Raw genomic sequence first — 24,967 nt, forward strand, 5'->3', positions numbered from 1 at the left:
TTTTAGCGACTTTGCAGCACCAACAGGCCATAAGCCGCTAAGCTGTCGCCATCAGTGTCAAACGCCCAGCTGGCACTAAGACCACTGCGGCTAATGGCACTGATATCCTGAGCACTGTCGGTTAAATTCAGCACAAACAGGGTTTTACCGCCGTTCAGCTCGCGGGTTATTTGCACTACGCCATTTTCCAGCTGGCTGACGTCATAACTGCCGTCGGTGCCAAGTTCCGGACGCTGCTTTTTTTGAGCAATTAAAAATTTATACAACTGCCATACCGAATCCGCCTCAGCTTGCTGGGCAGCCACGCTGCGATCGGCTGCGGCCAGTTGCTGGGTTAGAAAATCCGGCCACCAGTCAGGGAAGCCATCACCAAACAATTCCAGTTGCTCGACCCAGCTGTTGTCACTTTGGGTAAATCCCGCCTGTTTACTGTTGTCCCATAGCATCGGAGCCCGTTTAAACACATCGTGGCCGCTTCGATCCTGCGTTAAGCCAATTTCCTCACCATAGTAAATGTAAGGCGTACCCGGTGAGCTAAACAACATGGCCGCAGCCAGCTTGGCTTTGCTATCGTGCTGTTTTAACTGAAAGGCTACCCGCTCCTGATCATGGTTGGTTAAAAACGGCGCGAAGAAATTAAGTGGCGCCACTGAGTCTGCCCGTTGTTGCACATTCTGGCTAAGCACTGCCGCATCAGCGACCTGCTGCTGATTGGACTGCATGGTACCAAACTGTGCTTCGCCTGCCGTATTTTGCTGCAACAAGCCGAGAATTTTGTAGCCCACTTCAAAGTCAAAGCCCTGATCCAGCCCCTGACCCTCACCGAAATAGCGGGCTGCTACCGGAATATCCACCCAGGCCTCACCCACTAAGTAGGCCTCTGGGTTGACGCTTTTTACAAACTGATTAAAGGTTTGCCAGTAAGCAATAGTCTCAGCAGTATCAGCCTGGGTATCCGGGCCACCTTCCATTGCAAAACGCACCGCGTCTAACCGAAAGCCGGCCACCCCTTTATCCAGCCAGAACTTGGCCATTTTTTCCATTTCTGCAACCACATCCGGGTGACGTAAATTCACATCCGGCTGGCTGGCACCAAAGGCGGCATAATAATATTGCTGGCGGGTTTCGTTCCAGTGCCATACCGCATCGGGTTTATCGTTGTCGCTCCAGGCGTGGCCCCAGCCACTGCCCGCTGCAGGCATATCGTCACGCCACATAAAATAGTCTTTATACGGTGCCTCGCCAGCCGCCGAGCGGACAAACCATTCGTGCTCGCTGGAAATATGGTTAATTACCAAATCCAGAATAACTTTCATGCCGTTCGCATCAGCGGCCTGAACAAAGGCCTCAAACTCGGCCATGCTGCCATAGTCACTCTCTACCTGATAAAACTGCGTAAAATCATAACCATGATAAGACGGCGCTTCAAACATTGGTGTTAACCACAACGCATTAATGCCCAGCTCCTGCAAGTACGGCAGTTTGGCCGTCATACCATTAAAATCACCATGGCCATCGCCATTGGTATCGTAAAAACTACGGGGCCAGATTTGATAAAATATGGCATCGTCCCACCAGGCGTTTTGCTGTGTTTCGCTGGCCTGACTTGGCGCTGCCGGTTGCGGCACATTGCTATGCTCTGACGGCGCCGGCTGGCAGCCACTTAATAGTAGCGCCAGGGCCAGCGAACTTAACGTAAAGGCTTTCATTGCATCCCCATTTTCTATTTAAACGCCGGTTGGCGGTTATCCGGTTGTCTGTTGCATCATAGCGTAGCAAAAAGCTACTGCTGTTCGCGCTAAAGTGTGCTATTGCTTGGTAATAGCGCCAAAATAGTGCAACAACAAGATGAATACGTATGCACCCTTTTGCGCCAAATAGCGGCTTTCGTGTAGTTTAAGCTGACTCATGTTGTAGCTAACGATAATAACAACCTCCGGGGACGTGAAATGAAACAACCTAAGCTCTCTTTCTGGCAGATCTGGAACCTCAGTTTCGGCTTTCTTGGGGTGCAAATTGGCTTTGCCCTGCAAAACGGTAACGTCAGCCGTATCCTGTCAGATTTAGGTGCGGATCTGTCGTCCCTGTCATTATTCTGGCTGGCAGCCCCTATTATGGGGCTGTTAGTACAACCCATTGTTGGTGCCGCATCTGATCGCACCTGGAATAAAATGGGCCGCCGCTTACCCTTCATGTTTGGTGGCGCGGTTATTGCTGCCGGCGCCATGATGTTATTGCCAAATGCCTCTATGGTGGTGGCGTTTATTCCGCCAATGCTGTTTGGTTTAGTGATTTTTGCTATTAAAGATGCCGCCTTTAACGTTACCTTTCAGCCATTCCGTTCTCTGGTATCCGATATGGTGCCGCCAGAGCAACGTAATCTGGGTTATTCGGTGCAAACGCTGCTGATCAACATTGGTGCAGTATTTGGCTCTATTTTGCCCTTTGTGCTAACCAACGTAGTCGGCCTGGATAACGCCTCCCGCGCTGGTGAAGTGGCACCATCAGTTATCTGGGCGTTTTATATTGGCGCTACAGTGCTACTAGGCAGTGTCTTGTGGACAGTATTTCGTACCAAAGAATACCCGCCAGAGCAATATTACGCATACAAAGGGCTGGATTCAGAAGCGCAGGCTTTGGCAGAACAGGTGCGCAAGTCGCGCAGTCTGGGCGAGAAACTGGCCGATTTCTGGCAAACCATGAAAAGCATGCCGCGCATAATGAAACAGTTGGCCGTGGTGCAATTTTTCTCCTGGTTTGCGTTGTTTATTATGTGGACCTATTTTCCGGCGGCTATTGCCCAAAATGCCTGGGGGGTCGGGGTAGAATGGTACGATGGCGCTTATATTGCCCAGATGGGCGGCGTACCGGCGAATATCGCTGCCGCTAAAGGTGCCGCCGGTGACTGGGTCGGTATTTTGTATGCTGGTTACTCTTTATTTGCCGTAATATTCTCACTAATGATGGCCAAATTAGCCAACCTGTTTGGTCGTAAGTTTGTTTACTCAGCATCACTGCTGGCAGGCGGCCTGGGCTACTTAAGCTTTGTGCTGTTTACTGACCCCACCATGACCCACGTCAACCTGCTAATCACTCAGGTCGAAATCCCTAAAGGGGCACTGGGCCTGATGATCCCAATGATAGGCGTCGGTATTGCCTGGGCCGCTATTCTGGCCATGCCTTATGCGATATTGGCCGGCGCGCTGCCAGCCAATAAAACCGGGGTGTATATGGGTATATTCAACTTTACCATCGCCGCGCCGCAAATTATCTCCGGTTTAATTGCCGGCTGGATTTTAGGTTCGATATTTGAGAATCAGGCGGTTTATATTGTAATGCTGGCCGGCGGCGCTATGGTGCTTGGTGCATTATCTGTGTGGCTGGTAAAAGAGCAGGAAGTGACCGAGGCAGCCTGACACTTATGATTTAATAAAAAATAAGGCACTTTAAAGTGCCTTATTTTCTATAACCTGCTTGCGTTGTCGCTCGTACTCTTCATAACTTTGCGCCATGTCACGCATACAATCGTCATATTGTGTCACCGGCAAGCGCCTGCATTCCTGCTTCTTGTTAAGTTGTAGGTTCTGGTATACCGCTTTATTACTGCAGCCGGAAACGGTAATTACACCCACCGCCAATGCTATTAGAAAAAATTTTGTTTTCATAACGCCTCATAGTTACAGCTGAACTCAGCGATGCTGGTCTAACATAATCTGGTTGCCATCCGGGTCTTCCAGTACAATATGAGCGGGACCAGAGCTCGCCTCATCAGCCGCTTTAATCAGCGTTATCCCTTGCGCCTGCAACTGGCTTTGGATCTTTCTAACGTCAGTAAATTCATCCATGTTCTGCGCGTTTTGATCCCAGCCCGGATTAAAGGTAAGAATATTTTTATCGAACATTCCCTGAAATAAACCAATTACCGTGCTGCCATTTTTTAAAATAAGCCAGCCCTGCGCTTGATCGCCGCCCATGGTGGTAAAGCCCAGTTTTTCATAAAAAGTTTTTGACGCGGCAATATCTTTTACCGCTAAACTTACTGAAAATGCACCTAATTCCATCATCATATCCTTGCCGATTTTTCAATCAGTTTAGCTGTGGTTATAGGCTTCTGCCAGCCAATGCTTAACGGTGTCATCAATATCTGCTGCACTGGCTAAGCGGATACGGTGGCTGCACATTGCGCTAAAGCTGCCCGACGCCTCCAGAATACCGTCAGGTTCCACGCCCTTTAAATTCAGGCCCAAATCCAGTCGGGTTGCGGTTGACGGTTGAATTAACGCAAATTGTTTATTGCGCCGCACACTGACATAGGCTTTTTTCGGGCTAAGCTCAACATCACTGCCCAGACTATTGATATAACCGACCAGTTCGTCATATAACGGCTTTAATGCTGATTTAGCACCGCTGTATTGTGCTGCCAGTAAGTCATCAGCAGCGGGTTCACCGCCTGCTGCAGCTTGTTTGGCGCAATGCGCTATCAGGTTAGCATTGCCATGGCCAAGCGCAAATTCACTTTTCAGCCAGTTTACCAGTTCACTGTGTTTAGCAAAGTTTTTGCTATTAGCCAGAGTCAGCCACTCGGCCTGGCTTTTGCCACTGCTTTGTTCCAGGTTTCGCCACTGGCTTGCCGCGGCATCTTTTGGATCAATACTCATAGTGCTGCTCCTTGCTTATAGTGGCCAGTGCTCGCTGCGGGTCCGCTTGGGCAGAATAAAACCCATTTTACTGAACATCGCATACATAATCCGAATGCCAAGGGTAGGCTTACCAGTTTCAACCACGGCTTTTAATGTATTCAGGATCATCTTACTGCCACTGGTCATTTCTTTGGCCGTGCGGCTGCCTACCGGCAAGTTATCAACAATTAAACTGACTTCTACACCCTGCTCCAGCTGCACGAGCTGGTAACTTACGGTGCATTCGGGGTCATCGTATTGCGTAAACCGGAAAGTATGGACAAAGCGGTGCGGCGGCTCAAACTCGACAACTTTACCAATTACCAGCACATTGCGACCTTCGCCGGTGCGCATTTGCAGGGTGGCACCCGGTATTAAAGCCTGCGTATGCAGCCAGGCATTATACACAGCGGCCTGAGGCTCATCACTTTTGGTTAGCTCACGCCAAATAGCTTCCAGCGTGCCGTTAATCACTATTTTTGATACCAGCCGGGTTGTCTCAGTCATACCTTTTCCTTTTTTCTGACCTTTGTTGTATCTGCTGAGTTGCTCTCAACGGCATATTTCAGGCGAGTTAGCTGACCAGCCCAAAAGTCACGATATTGATCACTCCAGCGTTCATGAATCAGCTGCAGCGGCACTGAATTTAAGTATAACGGCCGCTCGCGACCCCGCTTTTCGGCAATAACCAAATTTGCGTCGAGCAGCACCTGCAAATGTTTCATCAGGCCAATACGGCTGATGTCGAATTCACTAAGTAACTGGCTAAGCGTACAACCGGGACGGGCCGCGACTAAATCCATCAATTGCCGGCGGCTGCTGTTGGCAAGCGCCAGAAACACCCTATCAAGTTGTTGATCATTCATGGCACCCCCAATAAGTAACCTAATGGTTACCTATTAAGTTAAAACTGTCAAGTACGACCAGTACCGGCAGCTAACTGCCCTTTGGGGAGTAAACGTAAGAGAAGGAAGTTACAAAAGCGTCACGCCGGGTATTTCGGTTACCGTTCTGGCATCCGCCCGATCAATAATTCTAATCAGGACTGATTGAATTGCTTCATCTTCGCGAACATCCTGCTTGCTAACAAAGCGTTGCTCTTGTGCAGCGGCACCGGCTTCCATCACAAAGCCGATCACCACTTCCGTAGCGCAATCAGCACTGGCACCAAAATACGCTAAGGTTATTTGCGGATAGCCGTCGAAGCCTTTGTTAATTTGTTTTGCGATGCGTTTCTTTGCTTTATCCAGGTTCATACTAAAGCCTTGCCGTGAGTTTGCGATGGTGGGATATCAAAAAACTATAACACCAAACCATCACAAGTTAGCGGTAAGCTTTTCGGCTTTTTTATATTAAGTCGGTCAACTACAAACTATTCAGTATAGTGCTACAACGTGCTACAAACTCTTTTTCGGTGGCAGCGCCACATTAGCAAAAATAAGGCCGCCGACCAGCGCCATTAAAATCATAAAGGTTTGCTGGCCTACCCGGTCTGACACAACAAAATCCTGACCGGAGATCAAGGAATTTAAACCAATATAGGTTTTACTGCCGGGCACCAGCACAATTAACCCGTGCATCGCCACAATAACTGCCGGTGCCTTGGCCAGCCGGGTAAACAAGTTACTGTAAATGCCCACTGCAAAGGCACCCAGAAACGCGCCCATGGTGTAATCGACCAGGCTGGCACCGGTAATGCTGACACCATAAGCAATAAAGCCCGCGGCCAGTGACCACAGGGTGTATTTACCACGACTTCTGAACAATACAATTAGCGAGCTGACCAGAATGCCTACGGCCAGCCAGGCAAAATGGCGGGATATTGGCTCGGGTTTAACAAAATCAACGATGCCAAACAGGGTAAAACCAATAGCAATGCCGAGAAATGCGCCGAAATACAGCTTAAACAGCATCATCAGGGCGTCCATAATCCGGGCATTACCCGACACCAGATGACGCGCGGCTAATTCGGCAAAGCCAATGGTTAACGCTAAGCCGGGTATAAACGAAATAATCGCTGACAGCACAGTCAGCCGGATATTAATACCCGGATCAATGTAACTGCTGATCGCGCAAGCACCAATTGCCGCCGCCATCGCCACCAGCGGCTCCAGCATGTTAGCCACTCGGCGCGAGCGCTGAGCCCACAGCACAAACAGATAGACCAGCAACGACAACACTGCCGACCACAGCACATCATTCCAGCTGGTGGCCATTAACATGGCAAAGGCACCACCCGAGGCCATCATCGCCACTGCAGTAGCTAACTTGCCGTAAGAGCTGGGGCGGGCATCAATGGCATCGAGCAACGCATCGGCTTCATGAATACTGACCTGGCCCTGCAATACCTGATCAACCAGTTCGTCAGTGCGCGATAATGCCCCTAAATCCAGATCGCCAGGGTTAACCCGCGAAGCATGGGTGTATTCCTGCTCATGACCTTCGGTCCATAACACAAAAGTCATAGAAGTAGGCGATATAATAAACGAGCCCTTCAGAGCAAGGTGGGTGGTCAGTTCGGTAAGGTGCGCTTCCAGCCGGTACGCCGGGGTGCCGTACTTATGTAACATCTTGCCCAGTTTGACGATAAATTTCCGTTTATGATTAAAATCAGCGGTATACACAAGCGGTTTCCTGCAGTTCTGTCTGGTATTTAAATAGGCAGCTAATTGTAAAGCAAAAGCCTACCGATAGCAGCGCTGCCTTCAGTAATTTACATGAATAGGTCTGTGACGGGCAGCATTAAAGACCGCTATACCAAACATCAGGCACAAACCGGGCTGGAACTACGCCAACCACAGTACGGGCATTCGCCGCTGTAGAACTTACCCAACACCCTGAAGATATTGCACTGATTTTGTAATTCCTGAGCCTGCTTCAATGAAAACCCATTAATAACAATATGATAGATATAAAAAGCCTGGCACCATGTTTGCAACCCTACCTTTGTTCGCCAAGAACCTTAATGTTCAACCTTACATAAGGAGGCAGTAATGATTAAGCACACAACGTTATTCACCACTTTGTTGCTGGCAAGTAGTATGGCATTCGCTGCGAATACATTTGAAACCGCCGACACTAACCGCGATGGCATGTTGTCTGCACCTGAATATCAGCGTTATGTCTTTGATTACGATGTATATACTAACCGGGACACCAACAATGACAGCTTATTAGATGAAGAAGAGCTGGGTATTTCAGTATTTGACGCCGATGATTTCGCCAGTTGGGATGCCGACGGCGATACCTATCTGACCTATGATGAGCTTAACATCTCCCTGTTTGACTACTACGATGAAGATGACAATGGTTATTTGGATAATGATGAATGGAACAAGGCCGGCGATGACGGCTGGTTTGATATGTAACCACCCTTCAGTTTTAAATATAGTAAGGCCTGGCACATGCCAGGCCTTTTTTATGCCGTTTATTTTGCCATTATGTTCGTAACTTAAAAACAGGGTTTAACGATGCAACTGCGCGATTTAAGGCAACAACCGCTGACGAGTCGGCTTGCAGCAATAAGTTGTACAAACCACAGATCTCATGCCAGTCAGTACCTGCTGCTGTGCTGGCATACTGATTAACCCTATAAAAGATTGGGGGTCAGATAACGAAAATTGGGGCAGATAACACTTAAACGGCAAGCGCTACTGGCGCAGTATCTTTGCCATGGCTTTCGTTCCTTGTTTGCAATTTAAGAGGTTGTCAGTCTTAACTTAGGAATCGATGAGATCAGTATCAACGATATTTGCGCCACTAAGCTTACCTTATATCAGATCAATGACACTGACCCTTTTGATCTGCCAACAAGTACTAGGGCGTGTTATATGTCAGCTTCAGGAAGCAACAGTATTCTTTCACTGCGCCATACCCGGACTAAACTGACGACCGAAGCATGTCGCAAGTAAACAATGCGGAACGGCGGGTAAATAAGCTCGCGAATTTGCTCTTGATAAAACTCAGGCACTTTCCTGCCTGAGTCGGGGTGATCTGCCAGCTTTTGCGCCTTTTCCAAAATAGCGCTGACAAACCGCTGGCCAATTTCCGAAACGCCCTGTTCAGTATAGTAAGCCTTAATATCCAGCAAATCATTTAGCGCAGACCGCGCAATAACAAGCTTCACTTACACCACGCCAAGTATCTTTTTCGCCTCATCCAGAGTAACTGTATCGCCTTCACGAATATCAGCCAACCCTTTAGCTACAGCCTTAACAAAAAGAAGCTCTTCAGCCATTTTTTCATAATCGTCAAGACCTTGCACTACAGCAACACCGCGTCCCCGGCTCGTTAACAGAATCGGCCGATGGGTTTCATTGGCACGGCCCACTACTTTGCCAGGATTGACTTTCAGATCAGACAGAGGAATAACATCCTCAGAAAATTTGGTTTGCATTTTGCCACCTCGGCTATTAACAGGGCCATTGATAGCACCTGTATAAAGGTGCCGTCAACAACAAAGTTGACCATTCGCAACACTCTAAGCCACTACGGCTGCGCCGAAATAACACTTTCAATCCAGTATTGATAATGGCTCAGCCGAACATTGCAACTGACTTGACCATACCGTCCGGGAGTTCTGTCAGTGCTTTGCAAGTCGCTCCATGAAGTGAGCCCCGCCAGCAACCACTCCTGCTCAGCTTCAATCAGAACTGGCCCGCCACTGTCGCCACTACCTGATCCGCCTTCAAGCGGTAAAGCATCCGCTGGGTTGTCGAACACATAGCAAAACCAGCGACCATCGGCACTGCTGACTGTGTTGTAAGCCCGACGAAGTTCTGTGCGGTGAGAACTACTGAATCCATAACCGCCCACGCCGTTACCGGTTGCGCCTTTGCCTATAACTTTAACAGTTTGGCCGAACTCATTGTTACTAGTGTAGATAGCCACAGGCGGGATATCAGTAATGGGTTGTGCCAATTTCAGCAGTGCAATGTCATCTGACGAAGCAAGCAGAGCCCTGAAAAGCGTCCAGTCCCAGGTAGCCAGCGCTTGCTGTAGTAGCTGTTGAGGTGGAGCTTTGTAGCCGGAATGGATCTCGATGCGTTCAACAGCTCTGGTTATACCACCAACCGTTATCTGTTTTATTTCAGATTGCCAACTAATCGCATGAGCGGCGGTAATAACCCACTGCGGCGCGATCAATACGCCATGCCCCTCACCAGGCATGTCGGCCAGAGCAGAAAACTCAGTAGCCTGTACCCGATACTCTGAATCATCAATATCGTGACGAATAACGATGGCGCTCGCACTGAAAGACAGGACAAGCAGGGTGAAAAACAACATTCGAGGCATTTATGTTTCCTTTGGTATCGATGGGGTCAGTATCAACGATATTTGCGCCACTACTCTTTTCCTATGACTGATCAATGACACTAACCCTTTTGATTAGTTAGCTATAAGCTTATGTCCAACTGTTTAAGCTCGCCTGTTCCCACGTTAAAAATATAATATAATGTCTCGCCGCCCGGCACGGTATAAATCAGGACCGTGTCATTATCGACAATTCGATAGCCTTCAATATCATCCATAACTGGCGTTAAATTGGCGCCATCATACTCAGAAACCAGTAATTCTTTTTTGTCATTCTGGTTTAAAAAACCATCGTTGTTTGTGTCTTGCCTGGCTACTGAATAGATATTTTTACTTAAGGTTTTGTCGTACTGAGTTTGCTGCTCGCGCACAGGAGAAAAATCCACTATTAAAGCATTGTTTTGAAATAGTAAGGTCCGTTGTTCACCCACTTTGGCGAACATCAGATTTACTGCATTACTGCTTAAACTGAACGACGATAAAATTGCAATCTTCTCCGCACCTGAACTATACGGTAGCTGTTGCACAACTTTATCAGACGTTACTTCGAAAATATGTACATCCTTAAGCAAGCCTACATACTGCGTTTTAAGTTTTATTTTTTGCTCTGTTGCCAATGCATCATCGTGTGTGATCACTTGCACCGTTGGGTCTGAATAATCCTGCCGGAAAAGGTCTTTGAGCAGCTCCTTACCCACAGTAATAATCACAACTATTGCAGCGAGAAACAGCAGTACCTTATTAGATTTTTCAATGAAACTCATAACTCGATTGCTCACATAAAACTCCTTGTGTTGCTTTCCCCGTTTAATGGGTGATCTAATCTGGTGACACTAAAGCCTTTCGCAATTGTGACTGGATTCCGTTAACCCATTGCTATCCGTCCAAAAGGCGACACATGGAGGCCACTTTAGCGGCAATAACGAAATTAATTTACTTATTCAGACCTCTATTTAACCGAGCCATTTTCTAGCTTCAAGTTCTCTTTAACTTTGTCGTTTAGTTTCGCGTACTCGTTAAAAAGCTTGGCGAAAGGCGCTTCTTCACCTGCAAAGTAACCTATCTGGGCAATATTAACGGAGTCGTTGTTTTGAGTGACATACCGGGTCACCCAGGCAGGATGCGCAGCATGATTTTCTGTGGTGAAAGCAATATTTGCACGCAGTTGATCGTTTGAAAAAACGACCAAATTCTGCTCTTCAAAAATTCTTTTTGTATCGCCAAATTCGTTGCTTACATCACTAAAGTACTCCTGCCACTGCTCAACTGTTATTTTCGCCTTGGGAAATGGTTCTATTTCAACAGCATTAATGCCAAATGAAATTGATAAAAACGCCAGAAATATATATTTGCTCATGTAGTTACCTGTTGCGTGAGTGAAGCTGCACTTTACACTTTGCTAAATTATCCAACATTTTTCTCTACATCAACTACATATTGCCAGAGTGTGCCAAATATCTCGGGTATTGAGCCTAAGCGGCTTAAGGACAGGAGCTACAGTGAAACAACTGCCCAAACAACAACCCTAAAAACTCAGGTTGTTGTTTGGCACAGCTAATTGATAAAAGGAAGTTGTTCGTGGCTTAGCGCACCTGGAATTGCAGTTTATCACCTTGCCAGTCGGTTTTAATTTTTAACTGCTTGCTGGCTTTGTCGTAGTACGCCACATTTTGCTGGCGGGCGAAGCGCTGGGGCTGAGCAACAATGGCGATAAACTGGCCATTTACCGTAACCCGACCGGCTTTAGCGCTTTGGTTATGCAGCACAACCGTAAGCTCGCGGCTCTCCGGTTTGCCGCTGTAATCGCCGCCATTCTCACCGGCACTGCGGCTAAATTCCAACTTTAAGCCGCTTTCACTATCCTGCCCGTTAGAATCCAGCGCATAGAAATTCAGCAGCTCATAGTTACCATTTTCGATACTATTGGCGCTAATACCATCGTCTTCATACATCTGGCCTTTGCTGCAGCTGACAGTACTGTCGGCATAATAGTGCACGGTTAAGGCTTTTGAACTGTAATCGCGGGTACTGGTCATCGGTTCAACCATCGGCACAAAGCTGCCGGCCTTTACCAGCACTGGTATGGTATCGATGCTTACCGGCACTTCGGTCAGCTCACCGCCCTGATAACGCTTACCGCTGAAAAAGTCGAACCAGATGCCATCGGGCATATTGACTGGCCAGCTGCGCACGCCGGGCTTCGTGACCGGTGCCACTAAAAACGCATCGCCCCACAGGTAGCTGTTGGTTTCGTCCATAAAGCCGGTATTGTCTTCATCGAGGAAAAACAACGGCCGCATTAATGGCATACCGGTCTGGCTGTGCTGCCAGGCCATGGTATACAGGTAGGGCAGCAACTGATACCGCAGGTTCAGGTAGGGTCGCAGGGTGTCTATTACCTGCTGGCTGTGAAATACCGGCTCCGGTGCGATATGCTCCTGAGCATGCGGCCGGTATACCGGCTGAAACACGCCATATTGCAACCAACGGATATACAGCTCCGGATCGAAGGTTTCGCCACCGGCAAAACCGCCTAAATCAGAGTGAATATAGCCAAAGCCGAACAGGCTCATTTGCAGCGCGAGTTCTACCTGCGGCTGCAGGCCACCCCAACTGCGGTCGACATCGCCGGTCCACGGCACCATGCCATAGCGCTGCGAACCTAAGCTGCCAGCCCGCATCATAATAAATGGCCGGGTGTCGGCAAAGTTACGCTTGTAACCGCGATACACCAGTTCGGCCCAGCGATGGCCGTAGGCGTTATGAATTTCATCAGCAGTGCCCAGCATATGTTGGGTATCAGAGGGGTGCACTTCCGGCTCACCTAAATCGCCCCATACCCCAGCCACGCCCTGCTCGGCCAGATCTTTATAAATTTGCCAGAACCAGTCGGCGGCGACCGGGTTAAACACATCTATTAAGCCGGTATTACCAAAATAAAAATCAAAGGTTTTCGGACTGCCATCCGCTGCTTTGGCCAATACTCCTGCCGCTGCAGCTTCCTGCCAGCGCCTCGAGCTGGTTAACACAAAAGGTTCTGTGACTAAAATGGTGTTAACACCATCGGCTTTAAAATCGGCCAGCATTTGCTCTGGCTCTGGAAAGGCCTCGCGATCCCATGCAAGGTTACCCATATGGCCCTTAATGTCCGGGCCAAACCAGTATAAGTCGAGCACGATCGCGTCGAGTGGCAGGCCTAGTTCGCGGTATTTTTGTACCACCTCCCGCGCTTCTGCCTCAGTGCGATAGCCAAAACGTGAGGCATAACTGCCCAGCGTCCAGCGTGCTGGTAGCAAAGGCTTGCCACTTACTGTCAGGTAGTTATCAATCAGCTGCGGAAAGCTATCCGCGGCAACCACAATATAAGCGCTTCGTCCGCCCATCGCACTGAACTCCAGCGTATCGGCGGCGGTTTTACCTAAATCGATATGGCCTGCGGCCGAGTTATCAAACAACAACATATATTTGTTGCTCGACATGACGCCAGCCAGGCTGAAATACATTTGGGTAGATTCGGTGCTGTAACCGTAGTGTGCTTTGTTATACAGCGGCAGGCGGTGACCACGCCGGTCCATACCCAATACGCGCTGACCGGCGCCAAACAGTTTTTCCTGCGCCGTTAACGCAAATTTAAAGCCTAGTTGTTCCTTGTCGCGAAAGAAACCCGGTTGCTCGGTGGTGATCAACTCGCCATCTTTGTAAAAGCTCAGTTTCAGCGGGGATTTGGCTATTTTTACGCTCATTTGCTCTGAGCGGTACACTAAGTGATCGTCCTGATTCACGACCGTCAGGGTAAGCGGTGCTGGCTTACTGCCAATGGCAAATGACGGTAGCTGAGTGTGGCCGCCTGGCAAATAATGGACTTCTGCTACCTGTGGTTGAAAAAAGGTAATGGCCAGCTCGCCATCGCTGGTTTTTAACAATAATTGATTGCCCAGCTGACGGTGTGACTGATAATCGGCCGCGGCCGTCGCAAAAACGGTCAGCAGGCCAAAGGCCGCCAGCAAGCGGCTTATGGAAATTAGATAGCGCATGATTACTCCTGATAATACTGCACGCGATACACCACCGAATCCAGCGGCTGCAGCGCAATAGTAACCCGCCCTATACCATTTGTAACCTGCAGCACGTTAGCCTCTTCGCCTAACTGTCCAGCCAGACCATGGCTGCCATCGGCTAATTGCCACTCGCTTACCAGTTCCGATGGCAGTATCAGCTCAAACTCACTGGCTTGTTCGGCATTAAAATTACTGACCACAATTAACTGCTGCGCATCCTGCTGTTGATGATCAGTGTACCGGGCAAAAGCCAGTTGCTGTTCGCTGTAGGCACTATCAGCAGCCAGGTTTGCGCTATGCAACGGATAGTAATCGCCCAGTAACGCCGGTGCTGTGGCACTGAACTGCATTAACCGCACATAAAAATCGCGCAGCGCTGCTTCATCTTTAGTCAGGGCGCCGCCATCAAATTTGCCACCGTTCATCCAGCGTTGATGGTGTGGCACGCCAACATAATCAAAAATGCTGGTGCGGGTCGGCTGGCCAAAACCGGCGTTCTGTGCGCCAGGCTCGCCAACATCCTGACCAAAATACAGCATAGTCGGCGAGGTACTGATTAACGCCGATACCACCATAGCGGGCATACCTTTACGGGCATCACCGGCAAAATCCGGGCTGGCAATTCGCTGCTCGTCATGGTTTTCCAGAAAGTGCAGCATGTGGTGCTCTATATCTGCCATCCGTTGCTGGGTCTCTACCAGAGCCGAGGCAGGCCCGCTGCCCTGCATCACCCGCTTTAAGCTGTCGTAAAATTCTACTTTGTCGTACAGGTAGTCCATTAAGCCCAGTTTTATATAATCCCGGTATAAATCAGGCTGATACACCTCAGCCAGTAAAAAGGCATTGGGGTTAACCTGTTTAATATGCGAGTTTAAATAGCTCCAGAACTCCACCGGTACCATTTCCGCCATATCATAACGGAAACCATCGACGCCAAAATCTAGCCAGTATAGCGTAATATCGCGGAATTTTACCCAGGAGTCCGGTACGTCCTTACCCTGCCAGAACTGATAATGCGCCTGCCAGTCTTTTTCAGCATACTCTGAGGGCAAGCGGTCAAAATCGTAGCTGCCGTCCGGTCGCACGCCATAGTTAATTTTTACCGTTTCGTACCAGTCATCAAATGCCGGCTGAGCAGCGCGGGCGCCGTTACCGGTCCATTTTGCCGGGGTTTCACTAAACTGGCCATCGGCCAGCGGGTGTGGCTCGCCGCCTAAAACCTGATAATTGTCTGGCCACTGTGGTACCTGAAACGCCTTACCCGGCACATAGTAAAAGTTATTGTTGCGGGCATATTCAACCGTGCTGTCGTCATTCGCGCCAAAATCGCTTACCCCGTCGGGCTTAGCGAGTGACTGGTAATCCCGCGCTACATGGTTAGGCACAATATCAATTATCACCTGCATATCATGCCGATGGGTGAGCTCAATTAAAGCTTTAAACTCTGCCAACCGATTCGCCGGGTTAACCGCTAAATCGGGATTAACACTGTAATAGTCTTTTACCGCATAGGGCGAGCCGGCACGGCCTTTTACCACATCGGGGTCGTCCAGGCTAATGCCAAACGCCGTGTAATCATTAATAACCGCATGATGCGGCACCCCGGTATACCAGATATGACTGGTACCCAGCGCTTTAATACCGGCCAGCGCGTCATCGGTAAAGTCGTTAAACTTGCCTACGCCGTTTTCTTCTGTGGTGCCCCAGGGTTTGTTAGTGCTATTAGTATTACCAAACAGCCGGGTAAATACCTGATATACCACCGGCTTGCCGTGACGTTCAGGAGTGGCCTGCACTGGCTGCGAAGAAGGTTTAGTCGCAGACTGTGTTGTCGTGGCCGGGTCGACTGGCGGCTGGCCGCAGCCTGCCAGGCCAAGCATCGCTAAAGTGGCCAGCAAAAGAGTAATGCGGGGACGAAAAATATCAGTTGTAGGTTGAGTCGTCATTGCGTATTGTCCAGCCACTGTAGTAACCCATTAAGTTACCCCAGAATTGCCAGCGCTGGCTGGTTTTTTTTATTGCATACGTATGCAATAAAACCCTACAATCGGACCAGAAAAACACTATTATTTAAGCCTGACGCTGGCTATAGTAGGCAGCGGAAGGAGATATGAAATGGACGCAACCACCGAAGCCCCGCTCTTAATTTTATTTATTGCGTTACTGTCTTGCGTGGGCTGCCTATCCTGGTGCGTAATGAGCTGGTTAGTTCGTATTTGCCCTCTGGCCAGCCGTCACTTTGCATTGTCTAATTTGTTGATTTTTATTGGTACATTTTTAATTTATATCCGGATAGAGCCGCCCACATTCTGGTATTGGTTTTCCTCGAATGCATCGATGTTAGTGGGTTTTTATTTCATTTACACCGGCTTGCTTCATTTATTCAAATTATCCTGGTCGACCCGGCGTGCCCGGATAATCCTCACTCTGGCACTGATTATTTTATTCTTTTCCAGCCATAATACTAACAATGCCTGGCTGGTTGGGATCGTGTTCTCAATTGTGGCATCCAGCTTATTTGCCTATGCTGCCTGGGCCAATTTCCGGGGGATCAGACAGGAGTTTGATGCTGTTGCTGCGGGTTCTGTCAGTTGTCCATTTGCGCTAGTTTCGCTGTTTTTTTTAATCCGGATAGCATTTATCATTCAGGAGCAAAGTGCTGCAAACGCTTATGTCTCAATTAAGCATCCGGATTCACTGTTGCAGTTGTGGTTTTTGGTGGTACTGACTGTCGTTATAAACTTAAGCCTTGTCGGCAATGCCTTTGCACGGCTAGTAAGCAAAATTCGCTCACTTGCTGATCGCGATAGCCTAACAGGCTTATGGACCCGGCGTATCATTGATCAACAATTATTAAATCAAGCTAGAATATGTGAGCGCCACCATTCAGTATTTAGCATCCTACTGATCGACCTGGACTACTTCAAAAAAATTAATGATAAATACGGCCATCAAATTGGCGATCAAGCGTTAGTTCATGCCAGTAACTGCTTTAAAGACGCACTTAGAGACGTAGACTGGCTGGCTCGTTATGGTGGTGAAGAGTTTCTGGCTTTATTACCTGATACTGGCCAACCTGAGGCGGTTACAATCGCCGAACGGCTACGGCAACAGCTGAGTGCACAACCATTTACTGAAGCCGCCGAGCTGCAACTTACCGCCAGTATTGGTATTGCAAGCTTTCAGGCAGGTGACCACATTGACCAGTTGATTGCATCAGCCGACCAGGCGTTATATCAGGCAAAAGCCAGGGGGCGCAATCAGGTATCGTATCTGGCTGGCAACGACAAAGTTTTTGCTATCGATTAGCTGCCGCACAGCACTTAACTTAAGTGCTATATCGTTACAATCATACAATTACTACACTGGGCGATAATAACCAGATGCTGCAATAAATATGGCATTGATTTCGGTGTGTCGGAGATGATGATGTTTAACTTTTCGCTAAAAAATAAAATGTTATTGTTAGCGGTGCTGCCCATGATAGCAATTGTTCTGGCACTAATAGTGATGATATATCACCAAATGCATACTATGGGTACGGAGGAGATACGCCAATTTCGTGTTGATATGCTGCAGGAGAAGCAAGATGCTTTAAAGCATCATATTGAGATAGCGATAACTGCGGTTACGCCACAGCTTTCAGGCAGTAAACCAACTGAAGCACAGCAGGAGGAAGCTAAAGCGCAGATTCGAGCTATGAGATTCAGTGACCATGGCTATATGTTTATTTATGACCTTAACGGAGTCGTGCTTGTTCATGGTTTCAATGAAGCGCTGGAGGGTCGGAATCTTACACAATTAACCGACCCGAATGGTGTATTTCTGGTAAGAGAACTGGTTAGTGCCGGCAAAAAGGGCGGCGGTTTTGTCAACTATATGTGGGAAGAGAAGACTCGCGGCGGCTTAACGCCAAAATTAAGTTATGCCAAAAGCATGTTTAATGATCGCTGGATCATCGGCTCAGGTTTTTATATTGATGATATTGAACGGCGGGTAGAACAGAAACAGCAGCAAATAGACCAGCGTATTCGAACTACCTTGTTAATGATGGTCGGTGGTGCGGTATTAATGCTGGTGCTAGTGGTTGGGCTGGCACTATTTATTGCTGATTTAGTGGTTAAGCCGCTGCAAAAAGCGTCAACAGCATTAATTAATATTAGCGAGGGTGAGGGAGACTTAACAGAGCGGCTGCGGGTAGAAACTTCGGATGAAGTAGGAGAAGTTGCACGGGGTTTCAATGATTTCGCTGAAAAAATACAACAGCTGGTAATAGAGGTAAAGCAAGCTGTATTAGCACTGAGTCACAGCGCAGTGAGTATGCAAAATATTGTCAGTCTTACCACCAATGATGCTGTTAGGCAAAAAACAGAAACGACTCAAGTAGCTGCGGCAATTTATCAGATGTCTACCGCCGTGCAAGATGTCGCAAATAGCGCACGTTTAGCAGTAAGTACAGCCGAAGAAGCCGATAAAGAGGCCGTAGGCGGTCAGAAAAGTGTCGCCCAAACCATAGCTTCAATTCAAACATTGGCAGCAGAGGTTAATACCGCTGGCGATACCATTGAAAAACTGGGCGCTGACGCCGACCAAATTGGCTCGGTAGTTAATGTGATCCGCAGTATTGCCGAGCAAACTAACTTGCTCGCATTAAACGCGGCTATAGAAGCAGCACGAGCAGGTGAACAAGGTCGGGGGTTTGCAGTGGTGGCAGATGAGGTGCGCACTCTGGCGACACGCACTCAGCAAAGTACTAATGAAATACAGCAAATGATTTCTCAATTCCAACAAGGTACTAAAGCTGCGGTACAAGTAATGCAGCGCAGCCGCGAGCAGTCACTGCAGACGGTGCAGCAAGCCGACAAAGCCAGCGGATCGCTTAAAACCATTACAGGTTCTGTCAGTACTATTACGCAAATGAATATTCAGATTGCCAGCGCAGCTGAGCAGCAAACTTCGGTAGCAGGAGATATCAGCCACAGTATTAATCAAATAGCACAACTGGCTGATCAAGCAACTAAAAATGCAGCCGATTTGTCAGCTGCAACCGGTCAACTTACAGAATTGGAGCAGCGTCTGATTGACTTGGTACAGCGCTTTAAAGTGTAGTTGTTGTCGGTAGCGTGGTTGCAATAACCGGAGAGGTATCGAATTAACTTTTAATTGCTAGCGAATCAGGATTGTATCTGCCCAACGCACAGCTTGCTGATATACGTCGGCCAGTTTGGCAATACCACTGATTTGCTGCTCCAGGTCGATGGTGGTTTCCCAGTCACCGCGTTCGAACGCCAACGCTAATTGCAACATTTTTCCAAGCAGGCCTGACTGGCTCAGCAATGCCTGCTTAATTTCGGTTTGCAGTGGCAGCTGCTCGAGCATGACCAGTTGGGGCTGTTCGATAATTTCATGCACGTTAGAGAATAAACCGGTTAAAAACGCACTGGGGGGGTTGTTCGACAGGTGTTTTTGTTCAGCCAGTAGATCACAAAACCGCGCCCGGATTAATGCCACGGTTAGCCGGTCATCCTGTTCGCCATCTGCTAAGTTAGCCAGTGCCAGCAACGCGATAAACTTTTTCAGCTCAGGCTCGCCCATTGATACCATGGCCAGTTTTAGTGAGCTAATGGGCTGACGTGCAGCAAACTGACTGTTATTTACAAACCGCAATAATTTATAGGACAGTCCGACGTCCCGCTGACAAATACCCGCCAGCAAATCAAAATCGAGTTCGGCTTTTGATGACTCAGCAATTAACGACAACAAATTCGCTTTGTTAGAACTAAGCTGCTTTTGCTTCATCATTTCCGGCCGGGCAAATAAGTAGCCCTGAAACAGCACAAAGCCCATCATTTTCAGCTTTTCAAATTGCTCAGCGGTTTCTACTTTTTCAGCGAGCAGTATTAAGGGAAAATCGGCAATTCGTCGCAAATAACGGCTAATTTGCAGCAAGTTAAACTGTAGTACGTCTATTTTCACATAAGTAATATAGGGTAGAAACTCATCCCATTTCGGGTCAAAGTCGTGGTCATCCAGCGCCAGTTTATACCCCTGGCTATGCAAATTCTGACATACCTCTAATAGCTCCGGACTTGCCGGTACCGTTTCCAGTATTTCAATGACCGTGCTGGCCGGGTTAATAGAGGTTGGAAAACGATGCAGCAGGGTATCAGCAGAAAAATTAATAAAAGCAGGTTTGTTACCGGTAATGCTTTCAACACCCAGCAATAAGTGATGTTGCAGTAATAACTTACTGGTTGCTTCGTCGGCATCAATATTTGGAAAGCTATTCGCTTCGCCATCCCTGAACAATAGCTCATAGCCACATACTGATTTGTTAGCATCGAAAATAGGCTGACGGGCAATATAACCGTACATAATTGCGCAACTCCTTTACTTCCCGTTCATCAGTATATTCGGATTTACATCAATAACAACCAAAAGCCGCCGTGCTAAAAGTTATAGCTCAATCCCAGCATCACACTATCAGCTTTATTACCGCTTAAGTTGTAGCGGGTGTATTGCAATTGCAATGTTAGCGGCTCAGTTAACGCATAGCCTGCGCTTGCACCCCAGTAAATATCAGTATCAGAATCGCTGCTGCGAATAATAGTATTGCCATACTGACTACTGCTATTGCTCCACCAACTAAATACCCCGGCCTGCACAGCCATTGACCAGCCTTCGGCTTGCAATAAAGTAAAGCTAAAACCGCTGCGAATACCTTTGGCCAGTAACGGACCAACATCGGATACCTGTTGATGTAACTGCTCAGCACTGAGTGTATCACCCGCAATACTCAGCGAGGCCTCACCCAAATCAACATAATGCGCTTCTATTTCCAGCGTATTTGTCAGCGCAAAGCTAGCGCCCAGCGCAAAGCTGGTAGCGCTATCGTCGTAGCTTAACAACGTCGCTTCTGCCGGCAAACCTGCCCCGATATCACTGGCAGATTGGCTTGCTTTGCTCTGGCCGATATAGCCCTCCAGCGACAAGCCTGCTGCCTGTGCCGTTGGCGCGCTCATTAGCAACACCGAACTCATTAGCACCAGCAGCATGGCGGCTGCGCCTTTGTTAAACAGCACTGCAGCGCCTTTAACCCGGCGCAGTAACAGCACGCTTAACAACAGCAAGCTCCAGGCTCCGGTTGAGCCACCAGAGGATTTATTCACCACCGTAATCACCTCGTAGGCTTGAACCGAGACTAATACTTCACCTTGCACAATACCACCGCGGCCATCGCTAATAACAAAACTTACCGTATCACTACCGTCAAAACCAAATTTAGGCACATAACGCAACATGCCCTTAGACACTGTCACCGTGCCTTGCTCTGCACTGGCTGCAGTAACACTGAGTGCATCACCGTCTGCATCGCTGGCATTCGCTAACACATTAATGGTTATCGGTGTGCGATCATCTGTGTTAACAGTGGCTATCGGGCTAATTTGTGGTGCCTGATTAAAGTAAACACTAATGGCAACCTGCGCACTTGCGGTACCACCATTACCATCAGTAACACCATAAACCAGGGTGTCGCTGCCAATAAAGTCTGTAGCCGGGGTATAAATGATCTGAGTCATATCAGCACTGATACTCACCTGACCAAAGTTAGCCGATACCTGGGTAAGGCTAAGGGCGTCACTATCGGCATCACTATCGTTACTTAATACATCCAGCTCATGGCTTTGGTTCCATTGCAGGTTGAAACTATCTGCCGCCGCTTGCGGTAAGGCATTGCCTGAGAACGGCACCGCCACACCACCCGGGTCAACAATAGCGCTATTAACGATAGCATCAGCATCGTTCGGGCCACCATCTTCTATTTGCAACTGCACACACCAATGACCTTCAGTCAAACCGGCTTGCCATTCACTTGCACCCGGCGTCGGGCAATAGCCTGGTTCGCCCGCAGCACTGTATAGCTGGTTATTACTGTCAATTACAAAATTAGCCCAGCCATCAGCGGCCGTGTATTTACGATAAACCGCATTAGCAGGTACCGGTTGCGTTTGGGGTAGTACAACCCGATTACTCTGCCCAGGCTGAGGTAATTCAGTTAAAACGAAATCGAATAACCCGCCGGTATGAGTAGCCTGCATATCCGGCTCCAGCATGATCACCACATCGGTACCAAGCTCAATGCCACCCGTGTTGGTCAGTAAGGCAGCTGCACCTTTGGATAAACACACGCCAGGCTCACTTTCAGCCAGGTAACGGTCTACCTGTGCTAAACGCTCTGGCATCGCCTGACAAGACAGGCCCGGATCCAGATAGTCCGGTATGCCGTTGCCATTGCTGTCGCCTGCACCTTCCTCACTATCGGGGATTAGATTATTGTTGCTATCTGCATCACCCAATACCGGCAGCGTATTGACCACTAGCAGCGTAATGCGTCGCGTCGTGCTGAGTGCCGGCGTACCATTATCCGTTGCAGTTGCGTTAAGCTCATACACTCCGGTAGCAAGCGCTGCCGGGTCAAACATGAACTGGTCCGCTGCAGTTGCGGTATTTTGCAATGCCTCATCTGCACGCCACATCAGGCTTACATCATCTGCGCTGTTGGCATCAGATACCATTGCGCTTACGGTTACCAGCCCGCCAGCTTTACTTACCTGAATGCTTCGCTGGCCATTTTGTGAGGCCTGCAGCGCAACTTCCGGCGCCAGATTATCCTGGTTAATGCTAATCCGGGTTTGAGCATTGCTGCCATTATTCTGGCCATCGTTTAACGTTATGATAATGTCTTTGCTGGCCACATCCGTTAGATCTGCAAACACAGTGAATTGCAGCGGCGCTGCTAAACCACTGTTAATCTGCACGGTTCCGCTCGTCAGATCATGATCAGACATCGGTAGCGCAGAGCCACTCACGGTATAGCCTATTTCCACCGGGTACTCGGGCGCAGGACCATTTAATAACACCTGAACCGTCACGGAACTGCCGGCACTTACCCGTTGAGATTTACTCAGCGAAATCAGCGGCTGAACGCTTACTGTTTGCGATTCAGTGCTGCTAAGGCCATTGCTATCCGTCGCAGTCCAAAACGCCTGGTGTTTACCCGGGGCAAAGAACGGCCTGCCATTTTGCAAGCTGACCGCTAAACGATTACCGTCTGCATCTGTGGCAATGACATTACCCAAATTAACTCTGGTAAATAAACCAGTAGCGTTAACGTCGATATCCTGTGGCACAATGATTGTTGGCGCTAGCGGGTTGGTACCGGTAATATCGATTTCAACATTCGCTGACGCACTGAACTCACCATCGCTGATCCGATATTGTAAGCTGGCTGGCCCGCTGAAGTTATCGCCCGGTTTAAAACTAAGCGCATTATCAACAATCGTAACCTGGCCAACACTGCTGCTTGCTGCCGTTATACTTAGCGTATCTTCATCAGCATCCGTATCGTTAAGTAATACATCCAGTATATAGATACTATCGGACGCCATAGGCAGAGTGTAATTATCGTCATTGGCAACCGGAGCTTCGTTTACATTTATCACTTCAAGCTTAAAGGCGGGCAGGCTGGCTGATAATTCACCATCGGATACGCTAATCACAATACCGGTAGTTTCACCCACATGTTCTTTATCCGGCGTACCCGTTAAGGCACCGGTTGAGGTGCTAAACGTCGCCCAGCTTGGTTTATTGGTAATACTGAACGTCAACGTGGTATCAGGGTCGATATCCTCGGCGGTTGGCTCAAATACATAAGCCGCATCTTCGTCAATAGAAGTCGCAGGAGTGCCGCTGATGGTAGGCGCATCATTAGTGTTAGTCACGCTCAGGTTAAAGGCTGGTAATACCGCACTTAAACTGCCATCGGATACGCTAATCACAATCGCATTGGTCACACCAACATCGCTGTTAGCCGGCGTACCGGTTAAGGCGCCAGTAGCACTGTTAAACATTGCCCAGCTTGGTTTATTGGTGATGCTAAATGTTAATGTGGTATCAGCATCCACATCGGCTGCGGTTGGTACAAAGTTGTAGGCAGCATCTTGTGCCACAGTTGTCGCTGGTAAACCGCTAATCGTTGGCGCATCGTTGGTGTTGCTTACCGTTAAGTTAAACGCCGGTAATGCTGCACTTAAACTGCCATCCGTGACACTGATCACAATCGCATTGGTCACCCCAATATCATCATTAGTTGGGGTACCGGTTAACGCACCGGTCGTTGTGTTAAAGCTGGCCCAACTCGGTTTGCTGACAATGCTAAAGGTCAGCGTGGTATCCGCATCCACATCCGCTGCCATTGGCACAAAGCTATAAGCCGTATCCTGTGCGATAGTGGTCGCGGGTGTGCCACTAATGGTAGGGGCATCGTTAGTGTTGGTGACGCTTAAGTTAAAGGCTGATAATGCCGCACTTAAGCTGCCATCTGACACGCTAATGACAATACCGTTTGTCACGCCCACATCACTGTTAGCCGGCGTACCGGTTAAGGCGCCAGTAGCACTGTTAAACATTGCCCAGCTTGGTTTATTGGTGATGCTAAAAGTCAGCGTGGTATCCGCATCCACATCGGCTGCGGTGGGTACAAAGTTGTAGGCAGTGTCTTGTGCCACAGTTGTCGCTGGTGAACCGCTAATCGTCGGGGCATCGTTAATGTTAGTGACGCTTAAGTTAAACGCTGGTAGCGCCGCACTTAAGCTGCCATCCGACACACTAATTACAACTGCATTAGTCACGCCCACATCACTGTTAGCCGGCGTGCCGCTTAAGGCGCCAGTTGCACTGTTAAACACGGCCCAACTTGGCTTGTTGACAATGCTAAAAGTCAGCGTGGTATCCGCATCCACATCGGCTGCGGTGGGTACAAAGTTATAGGCAGTGTCTTGTGCCACAGTTGTCGCTGGTAAACCGCTAATCGTCGGGGCATCGTTAATGTTGGTGACGCTTAAGTTAAACGCTGGT

Annotated in this window: 21 protein-coding genes; 4 read left to right on the forward strand and 17 right to left on the reverse strand. The window is 48.6% G+C overall.

The window, feature by feature from the left end; translation table 11 throughout:
• Window positions 1-2: 2 nt before the first annotated feature.
• The gene (locus tag B2X65_RS01460) at window positions 3-1,709 is read right to left on the reverse strand and encodes an alpha-amylase family glycosyl hydrolase (RefSeq protein WP_290610087.1); all 1,707 of its coding nucleotides are present in this window, start codon (window positions 1,707-1,709) and stop codon (window positions 3-5) included.
• Between the two features lie 240 nt (window positions 1,710-1,949).
• Between B2X65_RS01460 and B2X65_RS01465 the strand changes: the two genes are divergently transcribed.
• Entirely contained in the window at window positions 1,950-3,416 is a 1,467-nt protein-coding gene (locus tag B2X65_RS01465; RefSeq protein ID WP_290610088.1) for an MFS transporter, read from the forward strand.
• Between the two features lie 30 nt (window positions 3,417-3,446).
• Here the strand turns inward: B2X65_RS01465 and B2X65_RS01470 are convergent, their stop codons facing one another.
• The 7 genes from B2X65_RS01470 to B2X65_RS01500 all read right to left on the reverse strand — a co-directional run bounded on the left by B2X65_RS01470 (window position 3,447) and on the right by B2X65_RS01500 (window position 7,303).
• Window positions 3,447-3,665, reverse strand: a complete 219-nt coding sequence (locus B2X65_RS01470; protein ID WP_290610089.1) for a hypothetical protein — start codon at window positions 3,663-3,665, stop codon at window positions 3,447-3,449.
• Between the two features lie 24 nt (window positions 3,666-3,689).
• Window positions 3,690-4,067, reverse strand: coding sequence for a VOC family protein (locus B2X65_RS01475; protein ID WP_290610090.1), 378 nt, complete (start codon window positions 4,065-4,067; stop codon window positions 3,690-3,692).
• 24 nt (window positions 4,068-4,091) lie between these two features.
• On the reverse strand, window positions 4,092-4,658 hold the full coding sequence (locus B2X65_RS01480; RefSeq protein WP_290610091.1) for a DUF5655 domain-containing protein: 567 nt from the start codon (window positions 4,656-4,658) through the stop codon (window positions 4,092-4,094).
• Between the two features lie 15 nt (window positions 4,659-4,673).
• Window positions 4,674-5,186 carry an SRPBCC domain-containing protein gene (locus B2X65_RS01485; RefSeq protein ID WP_290610092.1) on the reverse strand — a complete coding sequence of 171 codons (513 nt, stop codon included), beginning with the start codon at window positions 5,184-5,186 and terminating at the stop codon, window positions 4,674-4,676.
• Window positions 5,183-5,545, reverse strand: a complete 363-nt coding sequence (locus B2X65_RS01490; RefSeq protein ID WP_290610094.1) for an ArsR/SmtB family transcription factor — start codon at window positions 5,543-5,545, stop codon at window positions 5,183-5,185. Before B2X65_RS01490 ends, B2X65_RS01485 begins: the two co-directional genes overlap by 4 nt.
• 108 nt (window positions 5,546-5,653) lie before the next feature.
• Complete coding sequence (locus B2X65_RS01495; RefSeq protein ID WP_290610095.1) at window positions 5,654-5,935, reverse strand: hypothetical protein; 282 nt, start codon at window positions 5,933-5,935, stop codon at window positions 5,654-5,656.
• 141 nt (window positions 5,936-6,076) lie between these two features.
• Window positions 6,077-7,303, reverse strand: a complete 1,227-nt coding sequence (locus tag B2X65_RS01500; protein ID WP_290610097.1) for a threonine/serine ThrE exporter family protein — start codon at window positions 7,301-7,303, stop codon at window positions 6,077-6,079.
• A gap of 369 nt (window positions 7,304-7,672) precedes the next feature.
• Here B2X65_RS01500 and B2X65_RS01505 point away from each other — a divergent pair, with 369 nt between their 5' ends.
• Window positions 7,673-8,047: a hypothetical protein gene (locus tag B2X65_RS01505; RefSeq protein WP_290610098.1), complete on the forward strand. Its 375-nt coding sequence runs from the start codon at window positions 7,673-7,675 to the stop codon at window positions 8,045-8,047.
• A 458-nt stretch (window positions 8,048-8,505) separates the two neighbouring features.
• Here B2X65_RS01505 and B2X65_RS01510 read toward each other — a convergent pair whose 3' ends face one another.
• The 7 genes from B2X65_RS01510 to B2X65_RS01540 all read right to left on the reverse strand — a co-directional run bounded on the left by B2X65_RS01510 (window position 8,506) and on the right by B2X65_RS01540 (window position 15,996).
• Window positions 8,506-8,805 carry a type II toxin-antitoxin system RelE/ParE family toxin gene (locus B2X65_RS01510; RefSeq protein WP_290610100.1) on the reverse strand — a complete coding sequence of 100 codons (300 nt, stop codon included), beginning with the start codon at window positions 8,803-8,805 and terminating at the stop codon, window positions 8,506-8,508.
• A complete protein-coding gene (locus B2X65_RS01515) occupies window positions 8,806-9,075 on the reverse strand; it encodes a type II toxin-antitoxin system Phd/YefM family antitoxin (RefSeq protein ID WP_290610102.1) in 270 nt (89 codons plus the stop codon).
• A gap of 92 nt (window positions 9,076-9,167) precedes the next feature.
• Window positions 9,168-9,974: a trypsin-like serine protease gene (locus B2X65_RS01520; protein ID WP_290610104.1), complete on the reverse strand. Its 807-nt coding sequence runs from the start codon at window positions 9,972-9,974 to the stop codon at window positions 9,168-9,170.
• Window positions 9,975-10,075: 101 nt separating this feature from the next.
• Window positions 10,076-10,771, reverse strand: a complete 696-nt coding sequence (locus tag B2X65_RS01525) for a hypothetical protein (RefSeq protein WP_290610105.1) — start codon at window positions 10,769-10,771, stop codon at window positions 10,076-10,078.
• A gap of 170 nt (window positions 10,772-10,941) precedes the next feature.
• Window positions 10,942-11,349, reverse strand: coding sequence for a hypothetical protein (locus B2X65_RS01530; RefSeq protein WP_290610106.1), 408 nt, complete (start codon window positions 11,347-11,349; stop codon window positions 10,942-10,944).
• A gap of 226 nt (window positions 11,350-11,575) precedes the next feature.
• Window positions 11,576-14,026: a TIM-barrel domain-containing protein gene (locus B2X65_RS01535; protein ID WP_290610108.1), complete on the reverse strand. Its 2,451-nt coding sequence runs from the start codon at window positions 14,024-14,026 to the stop codon at window positions 11,576-11,578.
• Between the two features lie 2 nt (window positions 14,027-14,028).
• Window positions 14,029-15,996, reverse strand: coding sequence for an alpha-amylase family protein (locus B2X65_RS01540; protein ID WP_290610110.1), 1,968 nt, complete (start codon window positions 15,994-15,996; stop codon window positions 14,029-14,031).
• 250 nt (window positions 15,997-16,246) lie between these two features.
• Here B2X65_RS01540 and B2X65_RS01545 point away from each other — a divergent pair, with 250 nt between their 5' ends.
• Together B2X65_RS01545 and B2X65_RS01550 are read left to right on the forward strand one after the other, a co-directional pair.
• Window positions 16,247-17,359: a GGDEF domain-containing protein gene (locus tag B2X65_RS01545; protein WP_290610111.1), complete on the forward strand. Its 1,113-nt coding sequence runs from the start codon at window positions 16,247-16,249 to the stop codon at window positions 17,357-17,359.
• Between the two features lie 171 nt (window positions 17,360-17,530).
• Window positions 17,531-19,159 carry a methyl-accepting chemotaxis protein gene (locus B2X65_RS01550; protein WP_290610112.1) on the forward strand — a complete coding sequence of 543 codons (1,629 nt, stop codon included), beginning with the start codon at window positions 17,531-17,533 and terminating at the stop codon, window positions 19,157-19,159.
• A 57-nt stretch (window positions 19,160-19,216) separates the two neighbouring features.
• Here the strand turns inward: B2X65_RS01550 and B2X65_RS01555 are convergent, their stop codons facing one another.
• Together B2X65_RS01555 and B2X65_RS01560 are read right to left on the reverse strand one after the other, a co-directional pair.
• A complete protein-coding gene (locus B2X65_RS01555; RefSeq protein ID WP_290610114.1) occupies window positions 19,217-20,425 on the reverse strand; it encodes an EAL and HDOD domain-containing protein in 1,209 nt (402 codons plus the stop codon).
• A 74-nt stretch (window positions 20,426-20,499) separates the two neighbouring features.
• On the reverse strand, window positions 20,500-24,967 hold a 4,468-nt coding region (locus B2X65_RS01560), incomplete at its 5' end, for an Ig-like domain-containing protein (protein WP_290610116.1).

The sequence above is a fragment of the Arsukibacterium sp. UBA3155 genome, from assembly GCA_002364615.1.
In the GTDB taxonomy this organism is placed as follows: domain Bacteria; phylum Pseudomonadota; class Gammaproteobacteria; order Enterobacterales; family Alteromonadaceae; genus Alishewanella.